This is a genomic window from Streptomyces sp. NPDC048254 (genome assembly GCF_043201895.1).
GTDB lineage: Bacteria > Actinomycetota > Actinomycetes > Streptomycetales > Streptomycetaceae > Streptomyces.
Map to the genome: position 1 here is coordinate 116262 of NZ_JBICZJ010000014.1, position 24981 is coordinate 141242.

The following is a 24981-nucleotide window of genomic DNA, read 5'->3' on the forward strand; positions in this document are numbered from 1 at the left end:
CGGGGAAACCCCAGGGGGGCGGACGAGGGCCTAGCCGGTCGTCCGGCCCCACTGCGGCCCGAGCCGCGACCACTCCGCGTCCCAGCGGTCCATCCGCCGCCGCTCCAGCCGGCCGCGCACCACGAGCCCGGCGACGAAGGGGACGGCGGCGGTGCTCAGCCCGACCAGACCGCCGATCAGCGCGGAGCGGAGATGAGCCTCGGACGCGGTGGGGGGACGGGTGACGAGATGCCCCTGGAGGTCCGTCCAGACGGTGACCGGAGTGCCGACCTCGCTGCCGGCCGCGACCCGGGCCTGGCCGGTGTGCGCGGAGCCGTCGGCGACGGTCCAGCCCACCCTCGCCCAGACCCGTTCACGGCCGGAGGACTCGGACTTCGGCCCGGACCCTCCTGGGGCCTTGTCCATGACATGGGCCACGACCGGGTGCCATTCGGCGCGCTCGCGGGCCAGGCCGTCCTCGACCGACCGGGCCGCCGCGAGCCCGCCGAGCACCCCGGCCAGCAAGGTGAACAGCCAGGCGCCGAGCAGCACCCAGGCCTCCAGTGTGTCGGCGCGACGCTTCAGCGGGTTGCGCCGCCAGCGCCACAGCCAGACCTTCGGACCACGGAACGCCTTCAAAGGCATCCTCCTCACGCGCGCACGGACAGCCCGGACCGCCCTCCCATACGGGAGAGGCCGCCCCGTTGCTCACGGCGAACCTCCGAGTCGACGGTCGCACGACTGACCCCGCTCGCGCAGGCGTCTTCCGGAACGAGTTCCGTCACCCTGTTCGACCGGACCGCCCCGGCGGCTCTGACCTGCGAACACGAACGGTCCGGAGGCCGCTGTCAGTGGTGGGGCGCAGACTGGCCGACATCCGCGGGCCGGCTGGTCGCCGAACAGGCGGTGGCCGCGCCCGAACTGACGCGGCCGCCAGTGTCCGTGCGGGTCGGTCAGGTGGTCCGGGGCGTGCCGACCGGACCCGGATAACGTTGTCGGCCGGTCATGACGCGGCGTTGAGCAGGTCGAGGGCGCTCTGCTGACGGGCGGCGTCCACCTGGTCGAGCGGGCCGTACCAGCGCAGCCCGTACTGGTCGAGGGCGTTGCGGTCGCTCCCGTGGGCGCGGTCCGCCTGGCGTTCGAGGTAGGCGGTGTACGGGTGGTCCGGGAGCACGGAGTTGAGCCTGGCGAGGCCGCGCACGTGGGCACCCTTGAAGGACGGGCCGTCGCCTCCGCAGTCGCCGCTCTCGCACGGATCGCGCAGGATGCCGTCGGAGGTGTGGAGCAGGGAGGTCGTGGTGGCGGCGTCGGCGATCTGCCGTGCACTGGTGAGCAGTCCGCCGTCGCCCGTGGCACGGTACAGCTCGGCCAGGGCACCGAGGAGGACGCCCTGGTTGTACGACCAGACGGCCTGGCCGTTGTTGCCGCAGGTGGACAGGTCGATGCCGTCGTTGACCAGGTGCGAGCCGTTGATCATGCCGCTGCCCTGGAACCAGCTCCACCCGGCCCGGGCCCGGCCGAGGTACGTCGTGTCGCCGGGGACGCGGTTGTGCAGGGCGGCGTTGAGCTGGATGTAGAGGGAGTTGGCGATCGCGTTCTTGTAGGTCTTCGCCGTGCTCCACCACACTCCGCTGCCGCAGGTGCCGTCCCAGTAGGCGGCCATGTGGTCGGCGTCCGCGCGGGCCGTGTTCAGATAGCGGCTGTCGCCGGTCAGGTCGTACGCGGCCACCCAGGCCAGGCCCCACCACCCGGTGTCGTCGATGTAGTCGTTGCGGAACTGCCCACCCTGCGCGTTGATGTTCAGGTCGTAGGTGCGGGCGACGGCGTACCGGTAACTGCCCATGCCCGTCACGCGGATGTTGTCGATGACCGCGGTCAGGGCGTTCGCGGAGTTCCACCAGCCGGTGGTGTCGAACAGGCCGGTTCCGTAGTCGTAGAAGGTCATCAGGCCGGTGGCCGCCGCGGTGCGCGGCTCGCCCGCGTTCCAGGTGGTGCGGGCCCAGGGAGTGCAGGCGATCTCGGCGCGGTCCCCGGCCTTTCCGCAGGCGCGCAGGGCGCCGACGCCGAGGTTGTTCCAGTCGTCGACGTTGTACATGAGCGTGCGCCAGCCCCGCTGGCCGGCGGGCACGCTGGTGTCCCCGAGTTTGCTGCCCGAGCTCCAGGTGCGGCCGCCGTCGAAGGAGCGGTCGAGCCACACCTCGTCGCCCGGGTTGCCGTTGTCGATGGACGCCCAGCCCATGGCGTCGGCGTCGTCGAAGTGCAGGACGACGGACCGTGAGTAGATGCTCGCCGTGACCGGTGTGCGGTCGCCCGGGGAGAGGGCGGGGTCACGGGTGTCGCAGTACGTGTTGCAGATGGTGCCGGCGGCGGACGCCGGGGGTGCGAGGGGGACGAGGACGGCGAGCAGCGCCGGGGCGAGTGCGGCCGCGGCTCGGGGAAGGCGGCGACTTCTTGGTCTCTGTTGGGGGGTCATGGGACCTGCCTGCTCTGGCGATGGATGTGTGAGAGCGCTCCCAGAAGGTAGGAAAGAGCCGCGGGTGCGTCAACGTCGCGCGCGGGTGCGGACGTTGGATCGCCCCGGGCGCTAGCGGACCCCCGCCAGGACTTCCGCGGCGGCCACTCCGGAGGCGGCGGTGGCACCGTGGGTGAAGATCTGGGCGGCCGCGGGGACGGGGGCGCCGGGCAGGCCCATCTCCACGACGATCGCGTCGGGACGAGCGGCGACGATCTCGGCGAGGGCGCGCGCCATCCATCCGTGCCGGGAGGCGTCCCTGACGACCACGACCAGGGGGCGGCCCACGGCGGGCGTCAGGGCATGCGTCTCCAGGGTGGCGGCATGTGACCGCAGGTCCTCGTGGCGCACCCGGACGGACGTCGTTCCGGGCAGTCGCTCGACCAGCGGGGCGGCCACGCCCCAGGGGGTCTCCTTGCCGATGGCCAGGTTGGTGGTGGGCACCAGCTCCACCACGTGCGGTGCGGCGGACAGGGGGACCGTGTCCTGCACGGCGCCGGTCAGCCGGATGGCCCGGCGGGCGGCCGCGAAGCCGATGCGGCTGCCGTTCGTGTCGGCGGGGCCGGCCGGGCTCAGGCCTGCCGACCAGGCCGCGAACTCCCGCACGCGACCGCTCGCCTCGGCGAGCCGCGCCTCGGTGAGGTCCCCGGAGGCGACGGCGTCGACCAGGGCGTCGGCGAGCAGGCCGACGGTGGCCTCCTCGGCGTTCTCGCCGCCGACGCAGACGGCGTCGGCACCGGCGGCGACGGCTCGCACCGTGGCCCCGCCGATGCCGTAGCGTTCGGCGACGGCGCCCATCTCGATGGCGTCGGTGACGACCATGCCGTCGAACCCGAGCTCCTGACGGAGCAGTCCGTCCAGGATCCGCCGACTGAGGGTGGCGGGCAGGTCGGTGTCGTAGGCGGGCACGAGCAGGTGACCGGTCATCACCGCGCGTACACCGGCCTCCAGGGCGGCGCGGAACGGCGGCAGGGCCTGGGCGGCGATCTGTTCGCGGTCGGCGCCGTAGGTGGGCAGGCCATGGTGGGAGTCGACGGCTACGTCGCCGTGGCCGGGGAAGTGCTTGGCGCAGGCGGCGACCCCGGCCGACTGGAGACCCCGGATCCATGCGCCGGTGTGCCGGGACACCACCTTCGGGTCGACGCCGAAGGACCTGACGCCGATGATCGGGTTGTCGGGGTTGGAGTTGACGTCGGCGCTGGGCGCGTAGTCGAGGCTGATGCCGGCGGCGCGCAGCTGACGGCCCAGGTCGGCGGCGACGGCCTCGGTGAGGTCGGTGTCGTCGACGGTGCCGAGGGCGAAGTTGCCGGGCCGGGTGGAGCCGGTCGCGGACTCGATCCGGGTGACGTCGCCGGCCTCCTCGTCGATCGCGATGACCAACTCGGGGTTCTCCGCGCGTAGTCGACCGGTCAGCCGGGCGACCTGGTCGATCGAGACGATGTTCCGGGCGAAGAGCACGACCGAGGCCAGCCCGTCACCGATGTCGCGCAGCACCCAGTCCGGCGCGTCGGTGCCCACGAACCCCGGCTGCAGAACGGAGAGCGCAAGCCGTCGCAAGTCCTTGCCGTGTGTGCTGGAGACCATCGAGTGTGCCCTTCCGTTGGTACAGACCAATGAGTCTCCGCTCAGGCTAACCACCCGTGTCAAGGGGGTCCGATTTCCGCCTTCTTGACGAAAACACGCCCTCAACTGCCATGTTTGACATGACGAGTTGGTCTAGTCCAAGTTAGGGCTGCGCGAGTTCGAACCGAGGCTGGTGTGTCACGTGGTGCAGTGATCCTGCGGGAACGACCACCGCCCTCGCTCCGCGCATCTGGTGACCCGGTCGGGGTCGCCGCCACCTGAGATCGAGGTCTGGAGCACCGCATGCCCACGACTGACCGTTATCTCCATCGAGCCCCGTCGAACCTCCCCTACTTCAGTTCGGACGGCGAGAACTATCTCGCCCAGACACCCCTGCGGGACCTGCAGAAGACCCGCCCCCTCCGAGTCCTCTCCGAGGAGGACTTCGCCTTCTGGCAGACCTACGGATACGTCGTGGTGAAGGAGGCGATCCCCGGCTCGTCGGCCCGCCGGCTGCTGGACTTCGCCTGGGAGTTCCAGGGTCTCGACCCCGATCGTCCGGAGACCTGGTACGAGGACCGCGCCTACCGCTCGGACCTGGACCGGGAACTGCACATCTACGGCTTCGTCGAGGCCTACCACCACCAGCTCCTGTGGGACAGCCGCCAGACGCAGCGCGTCTACGACGCCTTCGTCGACGTGTGGGACTGCGAAGAGCTGTGGGTCACGCTCGACCGGCTCAACCTGAACCCGCCGAACATCAGGAACCGCGACCGGGCGCTGATCCCGAGCACACAGGAGGGGTTCGACATCGAGCTCCACTGGGATGTCGACACCACCCTCGGGGTGCTGCCGCAGCGGGTCCAGGGGATCATCGCCCTGACCGACACCCGGCCGGAACTCGGCGGATTCCAGTGCTGCCCCGAGCTGTTCAAGCGGTTCGACCAGTGGAAGGCGTTCCAGCCGGACGACCGCGACCCGATCCGGCCCAGGATCGACCGTACGGAGTTCCCCGTGGTCCGGCCGGAACTCGAGGCCGGCGATCTGCTGATCTTCAACGGCCTGCTGGCGCACGGCGTGGCGCCCAACACCTCCGACGGGGCGGTGCGGGCAGCCCAGTACCTCTCGATGATGCCGGCGCTGGAGTCCCACGAGACGCTCAGGCGCTCCCGCGTCGAGTCATGGCACACGCTCGGTACGCCGGACTGGAACGGGACGCTGCTCGGCGACGCCATCCGCCACGAGTCCCTGCGGTATGGCAGGGCCGACCTCACCGATCTGGGGTCGAAGCTGCTGGGCCGCACCTCCTGGAGCGGAGCGGACCCCTACGAGCCGGTCGAGCCGGTCAAGTCGGTCGCGGAAGAGATACCGGCCGGAGAAGAGACATGCGCCGAATCTGTCTGACGCTGCCCACCAACCGACCGTGCTCCGCGACGATCGCCGCCGTTGCCGAGGAAGCGGCCTACGCGGCCGAGCACTTCGACACCGAGGTGCACCTGCTGATCCTGGACTCCTGCACGGCACCGGTCCGTGCGGAACACGCCGAGGCCGTGCGCCGCGTCCCGGGCGATCCGCGGATCGTCGTCCACCATCTCGACGAGGACCGGCAGCGGGACTTTCTCCGGCGGGCGATCGACCGGGCCGCGGTCATGAAGCCCGATCTGCTGCTGGACCTGATGCTCCCGGCCGGCGTCTCCTACGGAGCCTGCACCAACCGCGCGTTCCTCATCGCCGCCGCGCTCGGATGCGAGTCCGTCCACCGCAGGGACTCCGACAGCCGCTACCAGACGGTGAACGGAGACAACGTTTTCCCCGTCCATCACGAACTCCTGTCGCTCGGCAGGCGCGCGGCCGACGCCGCGCCCGAAGTCACCGAGAACGCACTGGCCGTCGGCCACATGAACAAGCGGGTCGCGATGGTCGGCAGCTCGTTCGTGGGCGAACTGTCCGTGGACATCGGCGAGATACTCCGGATCGACCCCGCCGTCTACCACGACGTGGTCGGTCTGTGGGCGCCCGCCCACTGGTCCGACGAGCAGCGGAGGCAACTCGTCGACGAGTCCTTCCGGGGCGCGGGCTCGGACGCGTTCACCACGGATCACTCCGTGCTGGCCCTGGTCGATCCCATGCGTGTGGACATGTGCAACATCAGCTTCCACGGAGTACACGAGCGCGTGCCGTTGCCGCCCGCGACCGACACGATCGGCAGCGACTACTTCCTGATCCACCTGGTCCACGACGCCGCACTGCCGGGCGTCCTGCACAACCGGAACATCGTCAATTTCTACACCGGTGAGCGCAGGACCGACTCCGGCCTGGTCGCGTACCAGCTGCGCTTCGTCAAGTTCCTGCTGTCCATGCTCTACTTCAACTTCATCTACGACGAGATGGCCCGCGCGGGTGGGCGGCTGCTCGACGACCAGGGGCAGGTGCGCGCGTCCGCCGTGGCCCGGCTGGCGCGGGAGAGCGCCCGGCTCGACCCGGGCGAGAACGTCCGGAGGCTGGACGTCCTCGACTCGGCCTACCGGAAACTGGGCGGCAGGTACGCCGAATTCGCCGACCTCCTGTGGCGGCGCCGCGAACGGCTCCTCGACGAAGCCCGCGGCGACATCGAGGACTTCGCCCTGCTGACGGAGGCGTGGGAGTCGCTGGTGCGTGCGGCGAGTCTCACCTCCGTACCCGCGACGCCCGGGCAGCAGCGGTGAGATCACCCGTGATCACCGTACTGGAAGGCGCCACCGAGGACCGGATCGTCTTCGACCTGACCGGGATCGAGGACGGCTACGACCGGCTGCGGCGTGAACTGCCCGGCGTCGACATCCGTTTCGCCCTGAAGGCCTGCCCGGTGGACGAGGTGCTCGGGTGCCTCGCCGGGAAGGGCGCCGGAGTCGACGCGGCAAGCCCCCGCGAACTGGAACAGGCGCTGCGCGTGGGCGTGCCGGTCGACCGGATGCACTACGGCAACACCGTCAAGTCGGACCGGGACATCGCCGACGCCCACCGGCTCGGGGTCCGGGACTTCGCCACCGACAGCCTGGAGGACATGGCGGCGATCGCGGTCCACGCTCCGGGAGCGCGGGTGTTCGTCAGGCTCGCGACCGGCGGTGAAGGGGCGCTGTGGGGGCTCAGCGACAAGTTCGGCTGCACGCCCGCGGACGCGGTGCGGATCCTCACGGCGGCGCGGGAGCAGGGGCTGATCCCCTCCGGGCTGTCCGTGCACGTCGGTTCCCAGCAGATGACGGCCGACGCCTGGCACAGTGCCGTCGAGCGCCTGGCGGACGTCCTGACCGCCCTGGGCCGGCGGGGGATCCTGCTGGACCATGTCAACCTCGGCGGCGGTCTGCCGGCCCTCGGATACCTCGACCGGTACGGCACGCCGCTGGACCCCCCGCTGGACAAGATCTTCACGGTGATCCGCGAGGGCATGCGCCACCTCAGGAAAGTCCACGGCGAACACCTCGCGTTCGTCATGGAGCCGGGCCGCCACCTCGTCGCCGACCACGGGGTCATCCGGGCCCATGTGGCCAGGCTGTCGAAGCGGCGGCGGCCCGACGGCGAGCCCCAGTACTGGCTCTACCTGAGCTGCGGCAAGTTCAACGGCCTGTACGAGATGGACGCGTTGCAGTACCGGCTCGTCTTCCCCACGCATAGTGACGCCGAGTCCGTCCCGGCCGTCGTCGCGGGTCCCACCTGCGACAGCGACGACGCCTACCCCCATGAGCACGGTCTCGTGCAGGTCCCCGCGGCCCTGTCGTCGGGCGATCCGGTCTGGGTGCTGTCCAGCGGCGCCTACGCGATCAGCTACACGACCCAGGGATTCAACGGCTTCGACCCGCTCCCCTACGTCTGCACGGGCGGGGGACGACCATGAGCGGCGACCACGTACGCATACGGCACATCACCGACGCCGACTGGGACACCATCGTCGCGCTGGAGTCCCGCGCCTACACGGCCCTCGGCCTGTCGGAGGGGCGCGCGGCGCTGCGGTCCCGGGCGGACGCCTCGCCGGACACCTGTTTCGTCCTGGACGTCGGCTCACGGCCGGCCGGATACCTGCTGGCACTGCCGTATCCGTCCTTCGGATATCCCGACCTCGCACGGACGGAGGCGCCCGCGCTCCCCGCGGGCTCCGCGGGCAATCTGCACCTGCACGACATCGTGGTCACGGAGCGTCTGCGCGGCAGGGGACTGGGCCAGCGCCTCCTGAACCACCTGACCCTGACCGCCGGTTCGCGCGGGTTCGAGCGGATCTCGCTGATCGCCGTCGGTCACAGCGAGCCGTTCTGGTCGGCGCGCGGATTCACCCCGTACCCGGGAATCTCCCCGGGCGGTTACGGCGCGAACGCCGTCTACATGTCCCGTCTCCATGACCGAGGCGACGGCCGAGTCGACCAAGCGAGTTGATGTGCGTGTTCCGTGTCCATGATCCCTTCCACCGCGCCCAGTTGGCCATCGCCGCGCTGTTCTGTTCGCTCGGTTTCCAGTACGCGACCTGGGCATCGCGGATTCCCGCCCTCAAGGCGGACCTCGGTCTGACCGCGGCCGAGGTGGGGGTGCTGCTGATGGCCGCGGGCATCGGCGCCGTGGCGTCGTTCCCGCTGGTGCCGGTGCTCACGAGAAGGCTGGGTTCGGCGCGGCTGGCGCTGCTGTCGGCCCTCTGTCTGACCGTGCTGCTCGTCGCACTGGCCGCGGCGCCGGACTATCCCGTCGCCCTGCTGGTGATGGTGGCCGACGGGGTGTTCGTGGGCTGTCTGAACGTGGCCATGAACGCGCAGGGAGCGGCCCTGGAGACCCGGTACGAGCGCAACGCCATGGCCAGACTGCACGCGACGTTCAGCGCCGGCTCCCTGCTCGCGGCCCTCCTCGCCTCCGGCATGAACGCGGTGACCTCGTCGGTGGCGGTGCACTTCGGTGTGGCCGCCGTGCTGCTCGTGCTGCTGGCCGCCGTGGCGCGCCCCGGGCTGCTCGACGAAGACGCGTCCGCCGCGACCGCGGCCGCTTCCGGCTCCGACTCCGACGCCTCCGCCTCCGCCGGCGAGAAGCCCGCCAAGGAGAGGAAGAGCGGCGGCTGGAGCCTGCCGTCCCGCATGACGCTCTGGATGTGCTGCGCCATGGCGTTCGGCACCGTGACCGAAGGCGCCATGAACGACTGGTCCGCTCTCTACCTGCGGGAAGTCGCCAACGCTTCAGCGGAGTTGGCACCGGCGGGCATCGCCGTGGTGTCGGGCATGATGGTGGTGGCCCGCCTCTTCGCCGACGGCTGGCGCACCCGCTGGGGCGACGGGCGGGTCGTCCTGTCGGGCAGCGCGCTGGCCGCCGCCGGGCTGGCCTTCGCCCTGGTGAGCGGGGGCGTGACGGCGGCCCTCATCGGGTTCGCCTGCGTCGGGCTGGGCTGTGCGGCCGTGACCCCGTGCGTCTACGTGGCCGCGGCGAAACAGGGCTCGGAGGCGCTGGCCCTGGTCGCCGCGACGGGCACGACGGGCCTGCTGGCCGGGCCACCGCTCATCGGGTTCGTGGCGAACTCGAGCAGCCTGGTGTGGGGGCTGGCGGTCGTCGCGGCAGCGGCGCTCGTGGTCACGCTGGCCAGTACGCAGATCCGCTGGACGCCGGCCGCCGGCCTGCCGGCAGCGGCTGACCAGCGGCTGCCCAGCGGCAGCTGACCGGCGGCGGCGTCATCGGGCGCCGCCTGCCGGGCCTGCTGCTCGACGGGCACCATGAGGCGGTCGCCCTCGTGGCGAAGTGCGGCATCCACGCGCACGCACGGCAGCAGGTCGGCGATGGCGCGGCTGGACAGACCCGCGGCGTACAACCGCTGCGGGAACTGGTGAGCGGCCCCTGGTCCTCTTAGTAACGCAGGGATCTGATGCTGACTCCGGACCCGGTGGTGATGGCCCCGATGACGCGGGTCCGGGCCGCCGCCGACGGACTGGCCACGCCGTCCATGGCGACGTACTACGCCCAGCGGGCGACGGCCGGGCTGATCGTGACCGAGGGGGTGCAGCCGAGTGTGGTCGGGCAGTCGCATCCGGGTACGCCAGGGCTGCACAGCGAGGCGCACGTCGCCTCGTGACCGCCGCCGTACACGCCAACGGCGGCCGGATCTTCGCCCAGATCATGCACAGCGGACGGGTCTCGCACCCCGACACGACGGGAACACGGCCGGTCGGTCCCTCGGCGGTCCCCGCCGTCGGCGAGGTGTTCACCCCGACGGGACCCCGGCCCGCGCCGACGCCCCGCGCCCTGGACACCGCCGAAGTACCCGCGCACGCCCGGTCGTACGCCGAGGCGGCCCGGTACGCCGTCGACGCCGGATTCGACGGAGTGGAACTGCACGGTGCCAACGGCTACCTGATCTCACAGTTCCTCTCCTCCAACGCCAACCTCCGCACGGACCGCTACGGCGGCTCGGTGACCAACCGAATCCGGTTCGCCGTCGAGGCGGTGGCCGCCACCGTCGAGGCGGTCGGCGGGGCCAGGACCGGCATCCGCCTCTCCCGGGCGGAACCTTCTGGGGCGTGGCGGAAGCCGATGTCCCCGAGCTCTACACCGCGCTCCTGACCGAGCTGCCCGCCTCGACCTGGCCTACGTCCACCTGACGTCCACCGCCCCCCGAAGACGTGCTCGTCGACCTGCGCCGTACCTGGCCGGGCGCTCTCGTCATGAACCCGGTGCTTCCCATGGGTCCCAAGCAGGCCGACCGGGCCGACGCCGACCACTGGCTCGGGCTGGGCGCCGAACTCATCAGCTTCGGCCGCGGGTTCATCGCCAACCCCGACCTGGTCGAGCGCCTGCGCACCGGTGTCCCGATCGCACCCGTCGACGAGGCCACGTACTACCAGGGGGGTGACGCCGGATACCTGACCTACCCGTCCTATCAGTTCACGGCCTGACGCCACCCGCTCGTCGGCGGGCGATGTGCCCGTCGGCAGCGTGCCCGTCGCAGGCGCCACGGCTCACGGCAGGCGCCAGTCCACGGGCTGGCCGCCCTGCCGCACCAGCAGGTCGTTGGCCCGGCTGAACGGGCGCGAGCCGAAGAACCCGCGGTCCGCCGACATCGGCGAGGGATGAGCGGACTCGATCGCAGGCAGGTCCCCGAGCAGCGGCCGCAGATTTCGCGCGTCACGTCCCCAGAGGATGGACACCAGCGGCTTGCCACGCGCCGCCAGCGCCCGGATGGCCTGCTCGGTGACCTCCTCCCAACCTTTGCCCCGGTGCGCCGCCGGACTGCGCGGAGCGGTCGTGAGTGCCCTGTTCAGCAAGAGCACCCCCTGCTGGGTCCAAGGGGTGAGGTCGCCGTTGGACGGCCTGGGCAGCCCCAGGTCGGTGTTCAGCTCGCGGAAGATGTTCTCCAGGCTGCCCGGCAGGGAGCGCACCTCGGGCGAGACCGCGAAACTCAGTCCGATGGCCATTCCGGGCGTGGGATACGGATCCTGGCCGACGATCAGGACACGAACGTCGTCGAAGGGCTGCTGGAAGGCCCGCAGGACATTCGCTCCGGACGGAAGGTAGGTCCGGCCGGCCGCTATCTCGGCCCGCAGGAAGTTCCCCATCGCGGCGATGCGTTCGGCCGCAGGTTCAAGAGCGTTCGCCCAGCCTGCTTCAACAAGTTCATGCAAGGGTCGTGGTGCCACAGCGCGTCACCCTACTGGCACACACCGAGGTTCCGCACAGTCAGGGAAGCCCGCACGCACGGACGCCGCCCTCGGCGCTACTCTTCCTCCTCATCAAGGTCATCGAGCCGGTCCAGCGGACCGTGCCGTCGGTCACCGGCGAGGAGGGGAGCCCGTTGCGTCCAGCGACCAAGCCGCTCCGCCAGCGGCGTCTGCCATGAGGTGTGTGCGATGAGCGGAGGGGGCGGCGAGGCGCACGGACCGGAGGATCTCGCCGCCGGCCCCCGGGGCTCCGGGAGCCTCGGGCCCGGGTTTCTCGCCGTCGACTCCGGGGGCTCCGGGCTGCGGGCCGTCGTGGGCGTGCCGGGGCGGGAGCCGTCGGCGCCGCGGGAGTCCCGGGAACCGGTGCGTACCGGGGCGCGGGGCATCGACCCCGGGCATCTGCTGGAGCAACTCCTGCCCATGGCACGGGCGTTGATCGGCGAGTACGGGCTGCACGGGGTGACGACGGTCGTCGTCGGCGCCACCGGTCTGGCCAGCCTCGGCGACGCCCTGCGGGCCGAACTGCCGGACGCGCTGGCCCGCGAGCTCGGCGTGCGGACGGTCGCCCTGGCCGCCGACGCCGTGACGGCGTACGTCGGCGCCCTGGGGCCGCGCCCGGGCGCGGTGATCGCCGCCGGTACGGGGCTGATCGCGATCGGCACCGATCTGACCGGGTGGCGGCGGGCAGACGGCTGGGGGCATCTGCTGGGCGACTGCGGCGGTGGCGCCTGGATCGGCCGGGCGGGGCTGGAGGCGGCACTGCGCGCCTTCGACGGGCGCGACGGCGGCTCGGCCGCGCTGCTGGCGTGTGCCGAGGAACGGTTCGGGCCGCCGGCCGGGCTGCCCGGGCAGCTCTACCCGCGCGCCGACCGGCCCGCCGTACTGGCCTCCTTCGCCCCGCAGGTCGCGGAGTGCGCCGCACACGATCCGGTCGCGACCGGGATCCTGCGCGCGGCGGCCCGGCACATGGCCGAGTCGGCCGTCGCCGTCTGCCCCACGGCCGGCGAGCCCCGAGTCGCCCTCACCGGCGGCCTGTCCAAGCTGGGCGACCCGCTTCTGGTACCGCTGGCCGAGGAGTTGTCCGCCCTGCTGCCGCGGGCACGGCAGGTTCCGGCGGACGGCGATCCGCTGCGCGGAGCGGTACGCGTCGCGAGTGACCTGGTCATCGGGCGGCTCACTCTGCCGGGTGATGAAAAGCTGCTCTCCGTAGTACATACAAAAGGCGATTGATCCCATTGGGACATGAAGTGTCCGACAGGTGACGTGATCACCCCTGAATCATGCGTAACTCATCAGACAAAACCGGACGGATACCGCTCACCTGCACCCTCCCCGAACAGGGGAGCCCAATAAGCCAGTAACATGCGTCGCCATGAGCTCCCCCACTGGGCCCGCGTCCGGCCTGCCAGTACGAATGCCGCGACCTCGCCAGCCCGGGCGGCACCGCCGACCCGAGCCGCTGGTGGCTCCCGAGGACGCGCCCGCGCTTGTCCTCGCGGTGCCGGGTACGCCCAGCGCGGCCACCCGCGGCCTCGCCGAGGAGGTCGTGAGCATCGCCCGCTCCGAGCTGCCCGGCCTGGACGCCCGGATCGGGTACCTCGACGGGGACGACGCGGAGTTCCCCACCCTCCAGTCGGTCCTCGCCCGTGCCGCCGAGGAGCGCGCCGCCCGCTACGAGCAGGCCGTCGCCGCCGGTGCCGAGGGCGTCAAGGCGCCCGACGGCCCGGTCGCGGTCGTGGTGCCGCTGCTGGCCGGCCCGGACAGCGCGCTGCTGCGCCAGGTCCGCCAGGCCGTCATGGAGAGCCGGGTCGCCGCCGATCTGACCGACGTCCTCGGCCCGCACCCGCTGCTCGCCGAGGCGCTGCACGTGCGTCTCTCGGAGGCCGGCCTGGCCCGCGCCGACCGTGCCCGTCTGTTCACCGTGGCGACCGCGGCCGACGGCATCATCCTCGCCTCTGTGGGCGGCGAGGAAGCCGTGCAGGCCGCCGGGATCACCGGCATGCTGCTCGCCGCGCGCCTGGCCGTGCCGGTGATGGCCGCGGCGCTGGACCAGGAGGGTTCGATCTCCTCCGTCGCGGAGCAGCTGCGGGGCTCGGGGTCGCAGCAGCTGGCGCTGGCGCCGTATCTGATCGGTCCCGAGATCGACGGGGGCCTGCTGACGGCGGCCGCCGAGGAGGCGGGGTGCGCCACGGCCGAGCCGCTGGGGCCGTATCCGGCGATCGGCAAGCTGGCGCTGGCCAAGTACACGACGGCGCTGGGGATCGCCCCCCAGCAGGCTCAGGGTGCGCCGGTGCGCTGAGGTCGGCGTGTGTGCCTTGACGGGTCCCTTCTCGGAAGGGGCCCGTCGGCCGTTTTCGGGGTGGTACGGAGGTTCTTCGACCGGCCGCCCGATGGGGCTGAGCGCGCCCACGCGGCGGAGCCGCACATCGGCACGGCCCCGCGCCCCTTACGGGGCGACTCAGTCGAAGACGATGCAGGACGCCGCCGGGATCTCCACCGAGCCGTCGTAGCGCGGTACGCCTGTCTCCTGGTCGACGGTGAACCAGGTGATGTCCCCGGAGCGTTCGTTCGCCGAGTACAGGAAGCCCCCGGACTCCGTGAGGGCCCGGGGCCAGTGGCCTCCGCACGGGACCGTCGCCGTCAGGTGCAGTTGGTCCTCGTCGACCGCGAACGTCGTCAGGACGTCCTCGCCCCGGGTCGCCGTCCAGACGAAGCGGCCGTCCGGTGACACGACGATGCCGGACGGGTAGGCGTCGCCGGCCGGGGCGCCGGGAAGTACCGGGGTCTCCGCCAGTGGCTTCAGGGCGCCGGTGTCGGCGTCCCAGCGGCAGACCGTGACGGTCGGGGTGAGTTCGTTGACCACGTAGGCGTACCGGCCGCCGGGATGGAAGGCCAGGTGGCGGGGGCCGGAGCCGGGGCGCAGGGCGAACTCGCGGCGGACGGCGAGGGTGCCGTCGTCCAGGGTGCAGACCCGTACCGAGTCGGTGCCGAGGTCGACGCTGACCGCCCAGCGGCCGGTGGGGTCCGGCTGCACCTGGTGGGCGTGCGGGCCGCGCTGACGGCGCTCGTGCGGGCCCGAGCCGCTGTGCCGCAGCACCCCGGAGGCGGCGCCGGCGAGGGTGCCGTCGGGGCGGATGGGGACGGCGCTGACGCTGCCGGAGCCGTAGTTGGCGGTCAGGACGTGACCGCCGAAGACGCTGAGGTGGGTGGGGCCGCTGGCGTCGACCGGGACCGGGGGTCCGGCGAGGCGTGGCTTGTCGTCGTGGACGTGGTACGCGGCCACCGCGCCGTCGGCGGTCTCGCTGACCGCGTACAGGGTGTGCCCGCCGGGGGCGAGCGCGAGATACGACGGGTCGGGGACGCCGTCGACGCTCTCCAGAAGGGCCAGGGCGCCGCTGTGCGGCTGGACCGCCGCCGTGACGACCCCGGGTCCGCCCGCCGCCGTGAACGACCCGATGAACGCCCTCCGCCGCCTGCCGCCGTCTGCCACCGGTGTCCCCTCTCGATACGAGCCGGTACGAGTCAGGCCGGCACGAGTCAGTCCGAGTCAGTCCGAGTCAGTCCGAGTCAGTCCGAGTCAGTCCGAGTCAGTCCGAGTCAGTCCGCATCAGTACGAGCCGGTCCGGGGCCGACGGTAGCAGTTTGCGGTCTAGACCAAGACGTCCGGGGCGGCGCGTCTCAGGCGCCGACCAGGGGTGAGCCCGAGGGGGTGCGCAACGGCTCGGCGAGTTCGGCAAGGGCGCGCTCCAGCCCGTGCAGATGGGCGAGAGCGGGTTCGGTGGGCGGTTCGGCGAGGCCGGTGATGTGTGCGGAGCCCCGGGTGAGCGCCTCCACGGCCGTCTCGACGCGCCAGCAGGCAGCGGCCAGCCGGGCGTCGTGGGAGGCCTCGGGATCGGCGGCGACGGCGACCAGGCCGCGGATCTCCCGGGCGCAGTCGTCCAGCAGGGCGAGGACCCGGCGGGCGCGGCGCTTGCGGCCGGGCATCGGGGTGAGCGGATGGACGAGGGGGGCGACCGAGAGCCGTACCCGGTCGAGCAGCTGCTCCAGTTCCGCCACCCGGGGTGCCGGGTCTGCGGTGGCGGATCCGGCGAGCCGGGCGGCGGCCTCGGCCGTGCAGGCGTGGACGCAGCGCAGGGCACGCTGGATCCAGGCGTCGGTGGTGAGGTGGGTGGTGACCGGCAGCACGAACAGCACGGCGAGTCCGGCGCCGAGCGCGCCCACCGCGGTCTCGGTGAGCCGGAGCGCGAGCAGGCCGGGGGTGAGGACGCCGAGGAGGCCGTAGAGCAGTTCGGCGAGCAGGGTCACGCAGAGCATCATCCAGGTGTAGGAGACGGCTGCCGAGTAGAAGATGCCGAAGACGGCGGCCGCGACCAGGACGGCGGTGGGGACGGGGGCGCCGTGCACGGGGACGGCGACGAGCAGGCCGAGCGCGATGCCGATGACCGTGCCGAGGACCCTGCGGAAGCCCCGGACCAGGGTCTCGCCGCGCGAGGCCGTGTTGACGAAGATCCACCAGGTGGCGCCGACCGCCCAGTACCAGCGCTGGCCCGACACCGCCTGGCCGACGACGAGCGCGAAACCCGCGCCCGCGGTCGCCTGGACCGCCTGCCGGGTGGTCACCCGGGCCAGGCCGGTGCCGGCGGGTGGGACGGGTACCGGCGCCGGGGGCAGCCGGCGCTCGTAGCACCACAGGCCGAAGCGGACGGCGGCCGCGCCGAGCGCGGAGAGCAGTACGGCCGCGTACAGCTCGGGGAGCTGTCCGGGCGTGGCGTGCAGGAACTGGGCGACGAAGTAGGTCATGAAGGCGAACACGCCGAGGCTGTGGCCGCGCGGTCCCCAGCGGCGCGCGTAGACTCCCGCGCCGACCACGGCCAGGAAGACCAGGTCCCGTGCGACGGGTATGTCGTGCAGCCCGGCCGCTGCGGCCAGCACAGGGAGCCCCACGGCGGGCAGCAGCGCGGTCGTGACGGCCTGCTCGCGCACGGTGGCGTCGGCGACCGTGAACAGGGCGAGCAGCGCGGTGAGCCCGCCGGTGACGGCGCCCGTGAGGGAGTGCCCGGCCAGCCCGCAGAGCACGACGGCGAGGCCGATGCCCAGCACGGCCCGCGCGGCGAAGCGCAGCCGCACCCGCCCCGGGTCCGGAGCCGTGAACACCCTCTTCAGCACTGCTTCCCCTCCCGTGGGACGGCACAGACGGACGGCCCAGATGGACGACACAGAAATGGCGCCGCGGGGATCCGCAGCGCCATCGACACCCACATGAGACCATCGCCGGGGTGACTGGCTCAAGTGTTTCCGATTTCACTGAGCCATCGGCCCACTTCTGACACTCGACACTGTCCGCCGGGGACACCAATGGCCCAGCTCAGCTCCGAACGGCCATGGGCCATTGGTACAGTCGCACACCATGACCGTGGACGAACTCGACACCCGCATCCTGCGGCTGCTGCTGGAGAAGCCGCGCACCAGCGTGCGGGAGTACGCCCGGATCCTCGGTGTCGCCCGGGGCACCCTGCAGGCCCGCCTGGACCGGCTGGAGCGGGACGGCGTGATCACCGGCGGCGGCCCCTCCCTCTCCCCCGCCGCACTCGGCCACCCGGTGCTGGCCTTCGTGCACATCGAGGTCACCCAGGGCCATCTCGACGAGGTGGGGGACGCGCTGGCCGCCGTGCCGGAGATCGTGGAGGCGTTCTCGATCACGGGCGGCGGGGATCTGCTGACCCGGGTGGTGGCGCGGGACAACGCGCACCTGGAGGACGTGATCCAGAAGCTGATCAGCCTGCCGGGCGTGGTGCGCACCCGCACGGAGGTGGCCCTGCGCGAACGCGTCCCGCACCGACTGCTGCCGCTGGTGGAGTCGATCGGCCGGACGGCACGCGGGTGACGGCATCCACGGCCTGAACTCCTACCTGTCAGTACGGTTGACGCTCCCGCACCTCTTCTCTATCTTCTGGAACCTTCCGGGCGGGTTACCGAACACCGTTCGAAATACCAGACGATACATACGAGGTGCACATGGCGCAGCCCGTCTCCCGAAGGACGCTCCTCCAGGTGACGGTTCTGGTCGCCGCCGCCGGCGGGACCGGTGTCGCGGTCGGCGGGCAGGCGGCCGCGGCGCAAGCGGCCTGGACGGTACGGCCGTTCGGGCTGGGGGATGTGGCGCTGGAGCCCGGACTGTTCGCGGAGAAGCGTGCGTTGATGCTCGATCACGCGCGGGGCTATGACGTGAACCGGCTGTTGCAGGTGTTCCGGGCCAACGCGGGGCTGGACACGGGCGGTGCGGTCGCGCCCGGTGGCTGGGAGGGGCTGGACGGGGAGGCCAACGGGAATCTGCGCGGGCACTACACCGGCCATTTCCTGACCATGCTGGCGCAGGCGTACGCGAGCACCGGTGAGGAGGTGTTCGGGACGAGGATCCGCACCATGGTGGGGGCGTTGGGCGAGGTGCGCGAGGCCCTGCGGCACGAGCCCTCCGTGCTGAGCGTGGCCGGGGTGCTCGGTGGGACCGCCGTGGCGAACGAGCGGGGGTCCTACCAGTACGTCGAGTTGCCGGCCGGTGTGCTCGGGAGCACCTCCGCCGTCACCCTGTCCGCGTGGGTGAGGCCTGCCCATGAGGACGCCTGGGCCCGGGTGCTGGACTTCGGCGACGACACCACCCGGTACCTCTACCTCGCCGCCCGCAACGCGAACGGGGTGCCACGGTTCGCGATCACCACCGGCGGGGCGGGCGCCGAGCAGGGGATCGACGGCACCGCCCCGCTGCCTCTCGACCGGTGGAGCCACCTCGCGGTGACGATCGCCGACGGCACCGGCACGCTGTACGTCAACGGCACGGCCGTGGCCCGCAACACGGCCATGTCCCTCACCCCCGCCGCCCTCGGCACCCTCGCCGACCACTGGCTCGGCCGTTCCCACTACCCCGCCGACCCCGTCTTCGCGGGTGCCTTCGGCAGCTTCGACGTGTGGTCACGGGCGTTGAGCGCCGCCGAGATAGCCGGGTCGCAGAGTGCACGGACCGGCGGTGACCTGGTCTCGTACGCCTTCGGCGAGACGTCGGGGTCGACGTTCGCGGACGCCTCGGGACGCGGCCTCGACGCCGCCCTGCGCCGGACCTGGGGCGGGCCCGGCCACCCCGGGTTCCTCGCGGCCTACCCGGAGACGCAGTTCATCGCGCTGGAGTCGATGACCGGCAGTGACTACACGAAGGTGTGGGCGCCGTACTACACCGCGCACAAGATCCTTCGAGGTCTGCTGGACGCCCACACCGCCACCGGTGACGAGCGGGCGCTGGATCTCGCGTCCGGCATGGGCGACTGGATGTACGCACGGCTGTCCGTGCTGCCCGCTGCCACGCTCCAGCGGATGTGGGGGATCTTCTCCAGCGGTGAGTTCGGCGGCATCGTCGAGGCGATCTGCGACCTGCACGAGCTCACCGGCAGCGCCGAACACCTCGCGCTGGCCCGGCTGTTCGACCTGGACGGCCTGATCGACGCCTGTGCCGCGAACACCGACACCCTGAACGGCCTGCACGCCAACCAGCACATCCCGGTCTTCACCGGGCTGGTCCGGCTGTACGACGCCACCGGCGAGGAGCGTTACCTGACCGCCGCGAAGAACTTCTGGGGCATGGTCGTACCGCACCGCATGTACGGCATCGGCGGTACCAGTACGACCGAGTTCTGGAAGGCGCGGGACGTGATCGCGGGGACCCTCAGCGCGACCACCGCGGAGAGCTGCTGCGCCTACAACATGCTGAAGCTGAGCCGGGCGTTGTTCTTCCACGAGCAGGATCCGGCGTATATGGACTACTACGAACGGGCCCTCTACAACCAGGTGCTCGGCTCGAAGCAGGACCGGGCCGATGCCGAGAAGCCGCTGGTCACGTACTTCATCGGGCTGACACCCGGGCACGTGCGGGACTACACGCCCAAGCAGGGCACCACCTGTTGCGAGGGCACGGGCATGGAGTCCGCGACCAAGTACCAGGACTCGGTGTACTTCGCGGCGGCCGACGGCAGCGCCCTGTACGTCAACCTCTACAGCCCGTCGACGCTGACCTGGGCCGAGAAGGGGATCACCGTCGGCCAGACCACCGGCTACCCGCGGGAGCAGGGCAGCACGCTCACCGTCGGCGGGAGCGGGCGGGCCTCCTTCGAACTGCGGCTGCGGGTGCCTGTGTGGGCGACGGCCGGGTTCCGGGTGACGGTCAACGGGCGTGCGGTGCCGGGTACTCCGGTACCGGGCAGCTACTTCGCCGTGCCCCACCGGACCTGGCGGCCCGGGGACACCGTGCGGGTGTCGGTCCCGTTCCGGCTGCGGGTGGAGAAGGCCCTCGACGACCCGTCGTTGCAGACCCTGTTCTACGGTCCCGTCCATCTGGTCGGCCGCAACCCGGCCACGGAGTACCTGGAGTTGGGGCTGTACCGGAACGCGGGGCTCTCCGGGGACCTGCTGCCGTCCCTGACCCCGGTGGCCGGCGCTCCGCTCCACTTCACCCTTGACGGGACCGCCGGGACCGAGTTCGCCCCCTTCCACGAGGGGACCGAGGACCCCACCCACGCCTACTTCCGGCGCTCGGAACCCACGGTGGTGTTCGGCGGCCTCGACTCGGGGGTCGCCAACCCGGCGCGGCCGGACGGCGGCTCGCTGCTGGACGAGGTCTGGGCCGGGGCGCCGTTCCACGACAAGGAGGCACTGGTGGCGCGGGTGCGGTCGGTCGTGGCCGCGTGGGTGGCGGCCGGGCTGCTGGCCGGGGCGGACGGGGACCGGGTTGTGGCTACGGCACGAAAGGCGTCGTACGCCCACTGAAATCACCCGGAAGGATCAGTACCGCCAGCCGTTCGCTCCGCCGGTCGTGCGACATCTGTGATGGCTGCATAGCGTGGCGGCATGACCACGACCTGGGCAAAGCCGCAGCGACCGGCCACCGAGGACCGGCGGTGGCGGGCGCTCGGGGTGTGTCTGGCAGCCGGATTCATCTCGCTGCTCGACACCTCCATCGTGAACGTGGCACTGCCCTCCATCGAGCACGGGCTCGGGGCGACGGAGGCAGCCCAGTCCTGGGTGGTCTCCGGCTACGCCCTGACCTTCGGGCTGGCGCTCGTGCCGGCCGGCCGGCTCGGTGACATGCGCGGCCGGCGTCAGGCCTTCCTCTTCGGGCTGGCCGCGTTCACGGTGGCGTCGGCGGCCTGCGGGCTCGCCGCGAGCCCCGACCGGCTGGTCGTGTTCCGGCTGATCCAGGGCGCGGCGGCGGGCATGGTGGCCCCGCAGACATCAGGCCTGATCCAGCAGATGTTCCAGGGCGCCGAGCGGGCCAAGGCCTTCGGGCTGCTCGGCAGTGTCATCGGTGTCTCCACGGCGGTGGGTCCGCTGGCGGGCGGTCTGATCATCGACGCGGTCGGTACGGGCGACGGCTGGCGCTGGGTGTTCTTCGTCAACCTGCCCATCGGGGTGGCCGCGTTCACGGCGGGGCTGCGGCTGCTGCCCCGGTTCCCCGCGGCGCCCGGCCGGCGCGAGGAGTTCGACCCCGTCGGGGTGGTGCTCCTCGGTGCCGGGGTGCTCGCGCTGATGCTGCCGCTGGTGCAGGAGCAGCAGTGGACCGGGCGGCTGAAGTGGGCGCTGGTGCCGGTGGGCGGAGTACTGCTGGGCCTGTTCTGGGCGTGGGAGCGGCGGCAGGGTCGGCTCGGACGGGCGCCCCTGGTCGATCTGGACCTGTTCTCACTGCGGTCCTTCACCCGAGGCGCGCTGATCAGCCTGACCTACTTCGCGGGCTTCACCACGGTCTTCTTCGTCCTCGCCCTGTTCCTGCAGAACGCGGCCGGATACAGCGCGCTGGCCTCCGGCCTCACGGTGCTGCCGTTCGCGATCGCGTCGGCGGTCGGTGCCGCCCTCGGGGGCCGGCTGGTGGTGCGGCACGGGCGCAAGCTGGTCGTCATCGGCCTCAGCGGGGTGGCGGTGGGGCTGCTCGGGATCGCCGCGGTGGTGTGGCTGGTGCCGTTGGAGAGCCTGGGGTGGGCCGCGGCGGTGCCGATGATCATCGGCGGGATCGGCTCCGGTCTCACGGTCTCCCCCAACACGACGCTCACCCTCACCCGCGTCCCGGTGAAGCGGGCCGGCGCGGCCGGCGGGGTGCTGCAGACCGGCCAGCGCGTCGGCTCGGCGGCCGGGATCGCCGTGGTGGGCTCCGTGTACTTCGCCCACCTCGCGAACCGCGGCCCGGCCACCGAGGCGCTCCAGCTGGGCCTGCTCACGTCCGTCGGGTTCATCCTGGTGGCGCTGTGCCTGGCGGTCGCCGACATGCGCGAGCGGTCGCGGGCACCAGAGAGCGACTGAGAGCGACTGAGCGCGCGACTGGGCCCAGGACGGCCCGGGCCAGGATCTTCTAGGCGGCCACCGCCTCCATCACCGAGAGCACGGTCGAGGTCGGCACGACCCTCGACAGCTTCAGACCCGCGGACTCGAACAACGTGGCGAACTCCGGCTCGGTGCGCTCCCGGCCCACCAGCGCCGCCATCAGCAGCAGGTCGAGCGCCTTGGCCTGGTGGGGTGCATTGCCCGGCGGGACCACCGCGTCGACGGCCAGGATCCGCCCGCCCGGCGCCAGGGCGGTGCGGCAGCGGTCGAGGAGGGCCACGCACTGTTCGTCCTCCCAGTCGTGCAGGATCCGCTTGAGCACGACGACGTCGCCCTTCGGCACGGCGGTGAAGAAGTCGCCGGCCTCGGTGCTCCAGCGTCCCGCGATCCCGGGCGTGTCCAGCCGGTGCCCGGCCAGGACGTGCGGCCGGTCGTACAGGACGCCGTGCAGACCGGGGTGGCGTTCGAGGACCGTCAGCAGGAAGCCGCCGTGCCCGCCGCCCGCGTCCACGACCGTCCCGCTGGGCGGGAAGTCGCAGGCGGTGGCGATGGGCTCGTTCTCGGCGTCGGACATCGCGGCCATACCGCAGTGGAAGACGTCCGCGGTGTCCTCGTCCTGCGCGAAGTAGTCCCAGAACGGCAGCCCGAAGAGGTGCTCGAACGCGGACGTGCCCTCGCTGACACAGCGGCTCAGGTCGGCGGTCGGCAGCCACATGCTGCGGTCGGTGTTCATGAGGACGGCCGAGCGCGCCGAGCAGGGGGCGTCGCTGCGCAGTGCGTCACCGGCGGAGGTGAGCCGGAAACGGCCGCTCGCGTCCTCCTCGAAGACACCGCGCGTGGCCAGCAGCCGGAGCACCCGGTAGAGGCTCCGTGCGTCGGTGCGGGTGGCCGCGGCCAGTTCGGCCGGCGTGCGGGGGCCGTCGGCCAGATGATCGGCCACTCCGACGACCGCGGCGGCACGCAGGGCCGCCGGGAACAGGTAGCCGAGCGATTCGTTGACGAGGAACGCGGACGAGGTACGGGGGTCGACGGCTTCGTCCGGGGCTACTTCGGGGCTCACGGGCGCCTCCAGCGCTGATCTCCGGGATGTCCGCAGGCATCCTGACATCGCGAGGGCCCGGGTTCGGGGAGGGTGATCGGGGCGCGCGGAAGCAGACCGGGAGCGGGCACGGGGCCCGACCTCGGCGGCCCTCATACGGCGTACGACCCGAGGCCGACGACCCGCGGGTCACGCCGGCTGACTGGCAACTCCTGGCCCACTGGCTCGCGACCCATGACCGGCTGACTCACGGCTCACCGCCCGCCGGATCGTGACTCCCGACCGGCTGACCCACGGCTCACCGCCCGCCGGATCGTGACTCCCGACCGGCTGACCCACGGCTCACCACCCGCCGGGTCGTGGCTCATGACCGGCTGACCCAGGCTTCATGGCCCACTGACTCGCGGCCCATGACCAGCCGACCCACGGTCTGTGCCCGCCACCTCATGTCACATCACTGGCTGACCCACGGCGCACCGCCCGCCGGGTCGTGGCTCATGACCGGCGGCGGGGTTTTCCGCGTTTCGCGGGCTTGGCGGACTGGGTGCGCTTGGGTCCGCCGGCCCGGCCCTGTGCGCCACGACCCGCCGCGGTCGCCTTCTGCGGCCGTTTCGGCTGCGCCCGCGCCCCCTGGGAGTCCTGGGGCGTCTGTTCGGCCTGGCGGCCGCGTGTGCTGTTGACCGTGCGGCCGCGGACGATGCCGATGAAGTCCTCGACCAGGTCCGTGGTGGCCTCCTCGGGCCAGGACAGGGCGATGGTCGACTGGGGGGCGTCGGTGAGCGGCCGGTAGGTGAGGTCCCGGCGGTGGTGGAGACGGGCCAGCGACTGCGGGACGACGAGGAGACCGACGCCCGCGGCGACCAGTTCGACGGCGTCCTCGGTGGTGGCCGGTCGCTCGAAGGCGGGCTCGCCGGGCGGCGCGTCCCAGTCGAAGACGTCGTCCAGAGGATGGAGGAGGACCTCGTCGGCGAGGTCGGCGAGGGTGACCTCCTCGGCCGCCGTGATCACGTGGTCCTTGGGCACGACGACCACCGTCGCCTCGGTGTAGAGGGGGATCGCGCTGAAGAACGTACGGTCCACCGGGAGCCGTACGAAACCGGCGTCCGCGTCACCCGCGCGCAGCATGTCGGACGCCTCGGCGGCCGTGACCTGGTGGAGTCTGAGGGGGATGTCGGGCAGGCGCTCGTTCCAGATGCGTACCCATTTGGCGGGCGTCACGCCGGGGACGTACGCGAGCCGGAACGACGGTGTTTCCTCCGAGCCTGTCACCTGGCCAGGTTAACCGGCCGGGAGCGGTGGCCCGCCATCGGCCGCGAGCGGCTGCCCCCGTCGGCCGGAGCCGGCGGCCTCGCATCCGCACTGGTCGGCGCTTTCGTACCCGGCCGATACCCTTGGCCTCATGAGTTCGCACCAGACCGCCCAGACGATGAAGCCCGCGACCGCGGCGAAGAAGCTGGGTGTGTACCTCCCCGCCACACCCGCCGCCTTCCAGGAGGGTGCCGTCTCGCGCGCCGAGCTGACCGAGCTCCAGGCCGACCCGCCCGAGTGGCTGCGCGAGCTGCGGGCCAACGGGCCGCATCCGCGTCCGGTGGTCGCGGAGCGGCTGGGCGTGTCCATCGCGGGGCTGGCACGTGCCGGAGTGACCGAGCCGCTCACCACCGAGCAGATCGAGGAGCTCAAGCGCGAGCTGCCCGAGTGGCTGAAGAAGGAGCGGGCCACACAGGCCGAGGTCCGCAAGGAGGGCGCACGGCTGAAGAACCTGAAGCGGGAGAAGGAGGCCGGGCAGGACTGACGTCCTCGCCCACGTCGCTTTCCCACGGCCCCGGTCCAGGCGTCTCCGCCCGGACCGGGGCCGTCCCCGTACCTTCCCGTGCACCTCCCGT

General features: G+C 72.1%; 19 protein-coding genes and 1 pseudogene. 12 read left to right on the plus strand and 8 right to left on the minus strand.

The genetic code is table 11. The annotated features are described in order from the left end of the window. Positions 1-30: 30 nt before the first annotated feature. The 3 genes from ACGFZQ_RS33870 to ACGFZQ_RS33880 all read right to left on the minus strand — a co-directional run bounded on the left by ACGFZQ_RS33870 (position 31) and on the right by ACGFZQ_RS33880 (position 4075). Complete coding sequence (locus tag ACGFZQ_RS33870; protein ID WP_393843546.1) at positions 31-624, minus strand: hypothetical protein; 594 nt, start codon at positions 622-624, stop codon at positions 31-33. Between the two features lie 358 nt (positions 625-982). Continuing rightward, a complete protein-coding gene (locus tag ACGFZQ_RS33875; protein ID WP_393843547.1) occupies positions 983-2452 on the minus strand; it encodes a glycoside hydrolase family 76 protein in 1470 nt (489 codons plus the stop codon). A 111-nt stretch (positions 2453-2563) separates the two neighbouring features. Next, positions 2564-4075, minus strand: coding sequence for a glycoside hydrolase family 3 protein (locus ACGFZQ_RS33880; protein WP_393843548.1), 1512 nt, complete (start codon positions 4073-4075; stop codon positions 2564-2566). A 282-nt stretch (positions 4076-4357) separates the two neighbouring features. Between ACGFZQ_RS33880 and ACGFZQ_RS33885 the strand changes: the two genes are divergently transcribed. From ACGFZQ_RS33885 to ACGFZQ_RS33910, 6 genes and pseudogenes are all read left to right on the plus strand, one after another. Beyond that, positions 4358-5458, plus strand: a complete 1101-nt coding sequence (locus ACGFZQ_RS33885) for a phytanoyl-CoA dioxygenase family protein (protein ID WP_393843549.1) — start codon at positions 4358-4360, stop codon at positions 5456-5458. After that, complete coding sequence (locus ACGFZQ_RS33890; RefSeq protein WP_393843550.1) at positions 5440-6759, plus strand: DUF6271 family protein; 1320 nt, start codon at positions 5440-5442, stop codon at positions 6757-6759. The genes ACGFZQ_RS33885 and ACGFZQ_RS33890 overlap by 19 nt, the downstream gene beginning before the upstream one ends. A gap of 8 nt (positions 6760-6767) precedes the next feature. Then, positions 6768-7925, plus strand: a complete 1158-nt coding sequence (locus tag ACGFZQ_RS33895) for a type III PLP-dependent enzyme (RefSeq protein WP_393843551.1) — start codon at positions 6768-6770, stop codon at positions 7923-7925. Then, complete coding sequence (locus tag ACGFZQ_RS33900; RefSeq protein WP_393843552.1) at positions 7922-8458, plus strand: GNAT family N-acetyltransferase; 537 nt, start codon at positions 7922-7924, stop codon at positions 8456-8458. Before ACGFZQ_RS33895 ends, ACGFZQ_RS33900 begins: the two co-directional genes overlap by 4 nt. After that, positions 8458-9714 (plus strand): MFS transporter, encoded by a 1257-nt coding sequence (locus tag ACGFZQ_RS33905; protein WP_393843553.1) that lies wholly within the window; start codon positions 8458-8460, stop codon positions 9712-9714. The genes ACGFZQ_RS33900 and ACGFZQ_RS33905 overlap by 1 nt, the downstream gene beginning before the upstream one ends. A gap of 203 nt (positions 9715-9917) precedes the next feature. Next, positions 9918-10944 (plus strand): annotated as a pseudogene (locus ACGFZQ_RS33910) (alkene reductase). A 63-nt stretch (positions 10945-11007) separates the two neighbouring features. Here ACGFZQ_RS33910 and ACGFZQ_RS33915 read toward each other — a convergent pair. Then, on the minus strand, positions 11008-11685 hold the full coding sequence (locus tag ACGFZQ_RS33915; protein WP_351742444.1) for a uracil-DNA glycosylase: 678 nt from the start codon (positions 11683-11685) through the stop codon (positions 11008-11010). Positions 11686-11895: 210 nt separating this feature from the next. Between ACGFZQ_RS33915 and ACGFZQ_RS33920 the strand changes: the two genes are divergently transcribed. Further along, complete coding sequence (locus ACGFZQ_RS33920) at positions 11896-12936, plus strand: N-acetylglucosamine kinase (RefSeq protein ID WP_393843554.1); 1041 nt, start codon at positions 11896-11898, stop codon at positions 12934-12936. A 142-nt stretch (positions 12937-13078) separates the two neighbouring features. Then, positions 13079-14005 (plus strand): sirohydrochlorin chelatase, encoded by a 927-nt coding sequence (locus ACGFZQ_RS33925; RefSeq protein WP_393843555.1) that lies wholly within the window; start codon positions 13079-13081, stop codon positions 14003-14005. A 159-nt stretch (positions 14006-14164) separates the two neighbouring features. Here the strand turns inward: ACGFZQ_RS33925 and ACGFZQ_RS33930 are convergent, their stop codons facing one another. Both ACGFZQ_RS33930 and ACGFZQ_RS33935 read right to left on the minus strand, forming a co-directional pair. Further along, positions 14165-15196, minus strand: coding sequence for a lactonase family protein (locus ACGFZQ_RS33930; RefSeq protein WP_393843556.1), 1032 nt, complete (start codon positions 15194-15196; stop codon positions 14165-14167). A 188-nt stretch (positions 15197-15384) separates the two neighbouring features. After that, positions 15385-16872, minus strand: a complete 1488-nt coding sequence (locus ACGFZQ_RS33935; protein WP_393843557.1) for an FUSC family protein — start codon at positions 16870-16872, stop codon at positions 15385-15387. Positions 16873-17113: 241 nt separating this feature from the next. On the opposite strand from ACGFZQ_RS33935, the gene ACGFZQ_RS33940 reads away from it, so the two are divergent. The 3 genes from ACGFZQ_RS33940 to ACGFZQ_RS33950 all read left to right on the plus strand — a co-directional run bounded on the left by ACGFZQ_RS33940 (position 17114) and on the right by ACGFZQ_RS33950 (position 22038). Beyond that, positions 17114-17590, plus strand: coding sequence for an Lrp/AsnC family transcriptional regulator (locus tag ACGFZQ_RS33940; RefSeq protein ID WP_393843558.1), 477 nt, complete (start codon positions 17114-17116; stop codon positions 17588-17590). Positions 17591-17721: 131 nt separating this feature from the next. Further along, entirely contained in the window at positions 17722-20514 is a 2793-nt protein-coding gene (locus ACGFZQ_RS33945; protein ID WP_393843559.1) for a beta-L-arabinofuranosidase domain-containing protein, read from the plus strand. A gap of 81 nt (positions 20515-20595) precedes the next feature. Next, positions 20596-22038 carry an MFS transporter gene (locus tag ACGFZQ_RS33950; protein WP_393843560.1) on the plus strand — a complete coding sequence of 481 codons (1443 nt, stop codon included), beginning with the start codon at positions 20596-20598 and terminating at the stop codon, positions 22036-22038. A gap of 49 nt (positions 22039-22087) precedes the next feature. On the opposite strand, the gene ACGFZQ_RS33955 is transcribed toward ACGFZQ_RS33950, so the two are convergent. Both ACGFZQ_RS33955 and ACGFZQ_RS33960 read right to left on the minus strand, forming a co-directional pair. Next, on the minus strand, positions 22088-23119 hold the full coding sequence (locus tag ACGFZQ_RS33955; protein WP_393843561.1) for a methyltransferase: 1032 nt from the start codon (positions 23117-23119) through the stop codon (positions 22088-22090). Between the two features lie 474 nt (positions 23120-23593). Next, positions 23594-24367: a LysR family substrate-binding domain-containing protein gene (locus tag ACGFZQ_RS33960; protein ID WP_393843562.1), complete on the minus strand. Its 774-nt coding sequence runs from the start codon at positions 24365-24367 to the stop codon at positions 23594-23596. A 130-nt stretch (positions 24368-24497) separates the two neighbouring features. Between ACGFZQ_RS33960 and ACGFZQ_RS33965 the strand changes: the two genes are divergently transcribed. Beyond that, on the plus strand, positions 24498-24890 hold the full coding sequence (locus ACGFZQ_RS33965; protein WP_393843563.1) for a DUF5997 family protein: 393 nt from the start codon (positions 24498-24500) through the stop codon (positions 24888-24890). The last annotated feature ends 91 nt before the right edge of the window (positions 24891-24981 follow it).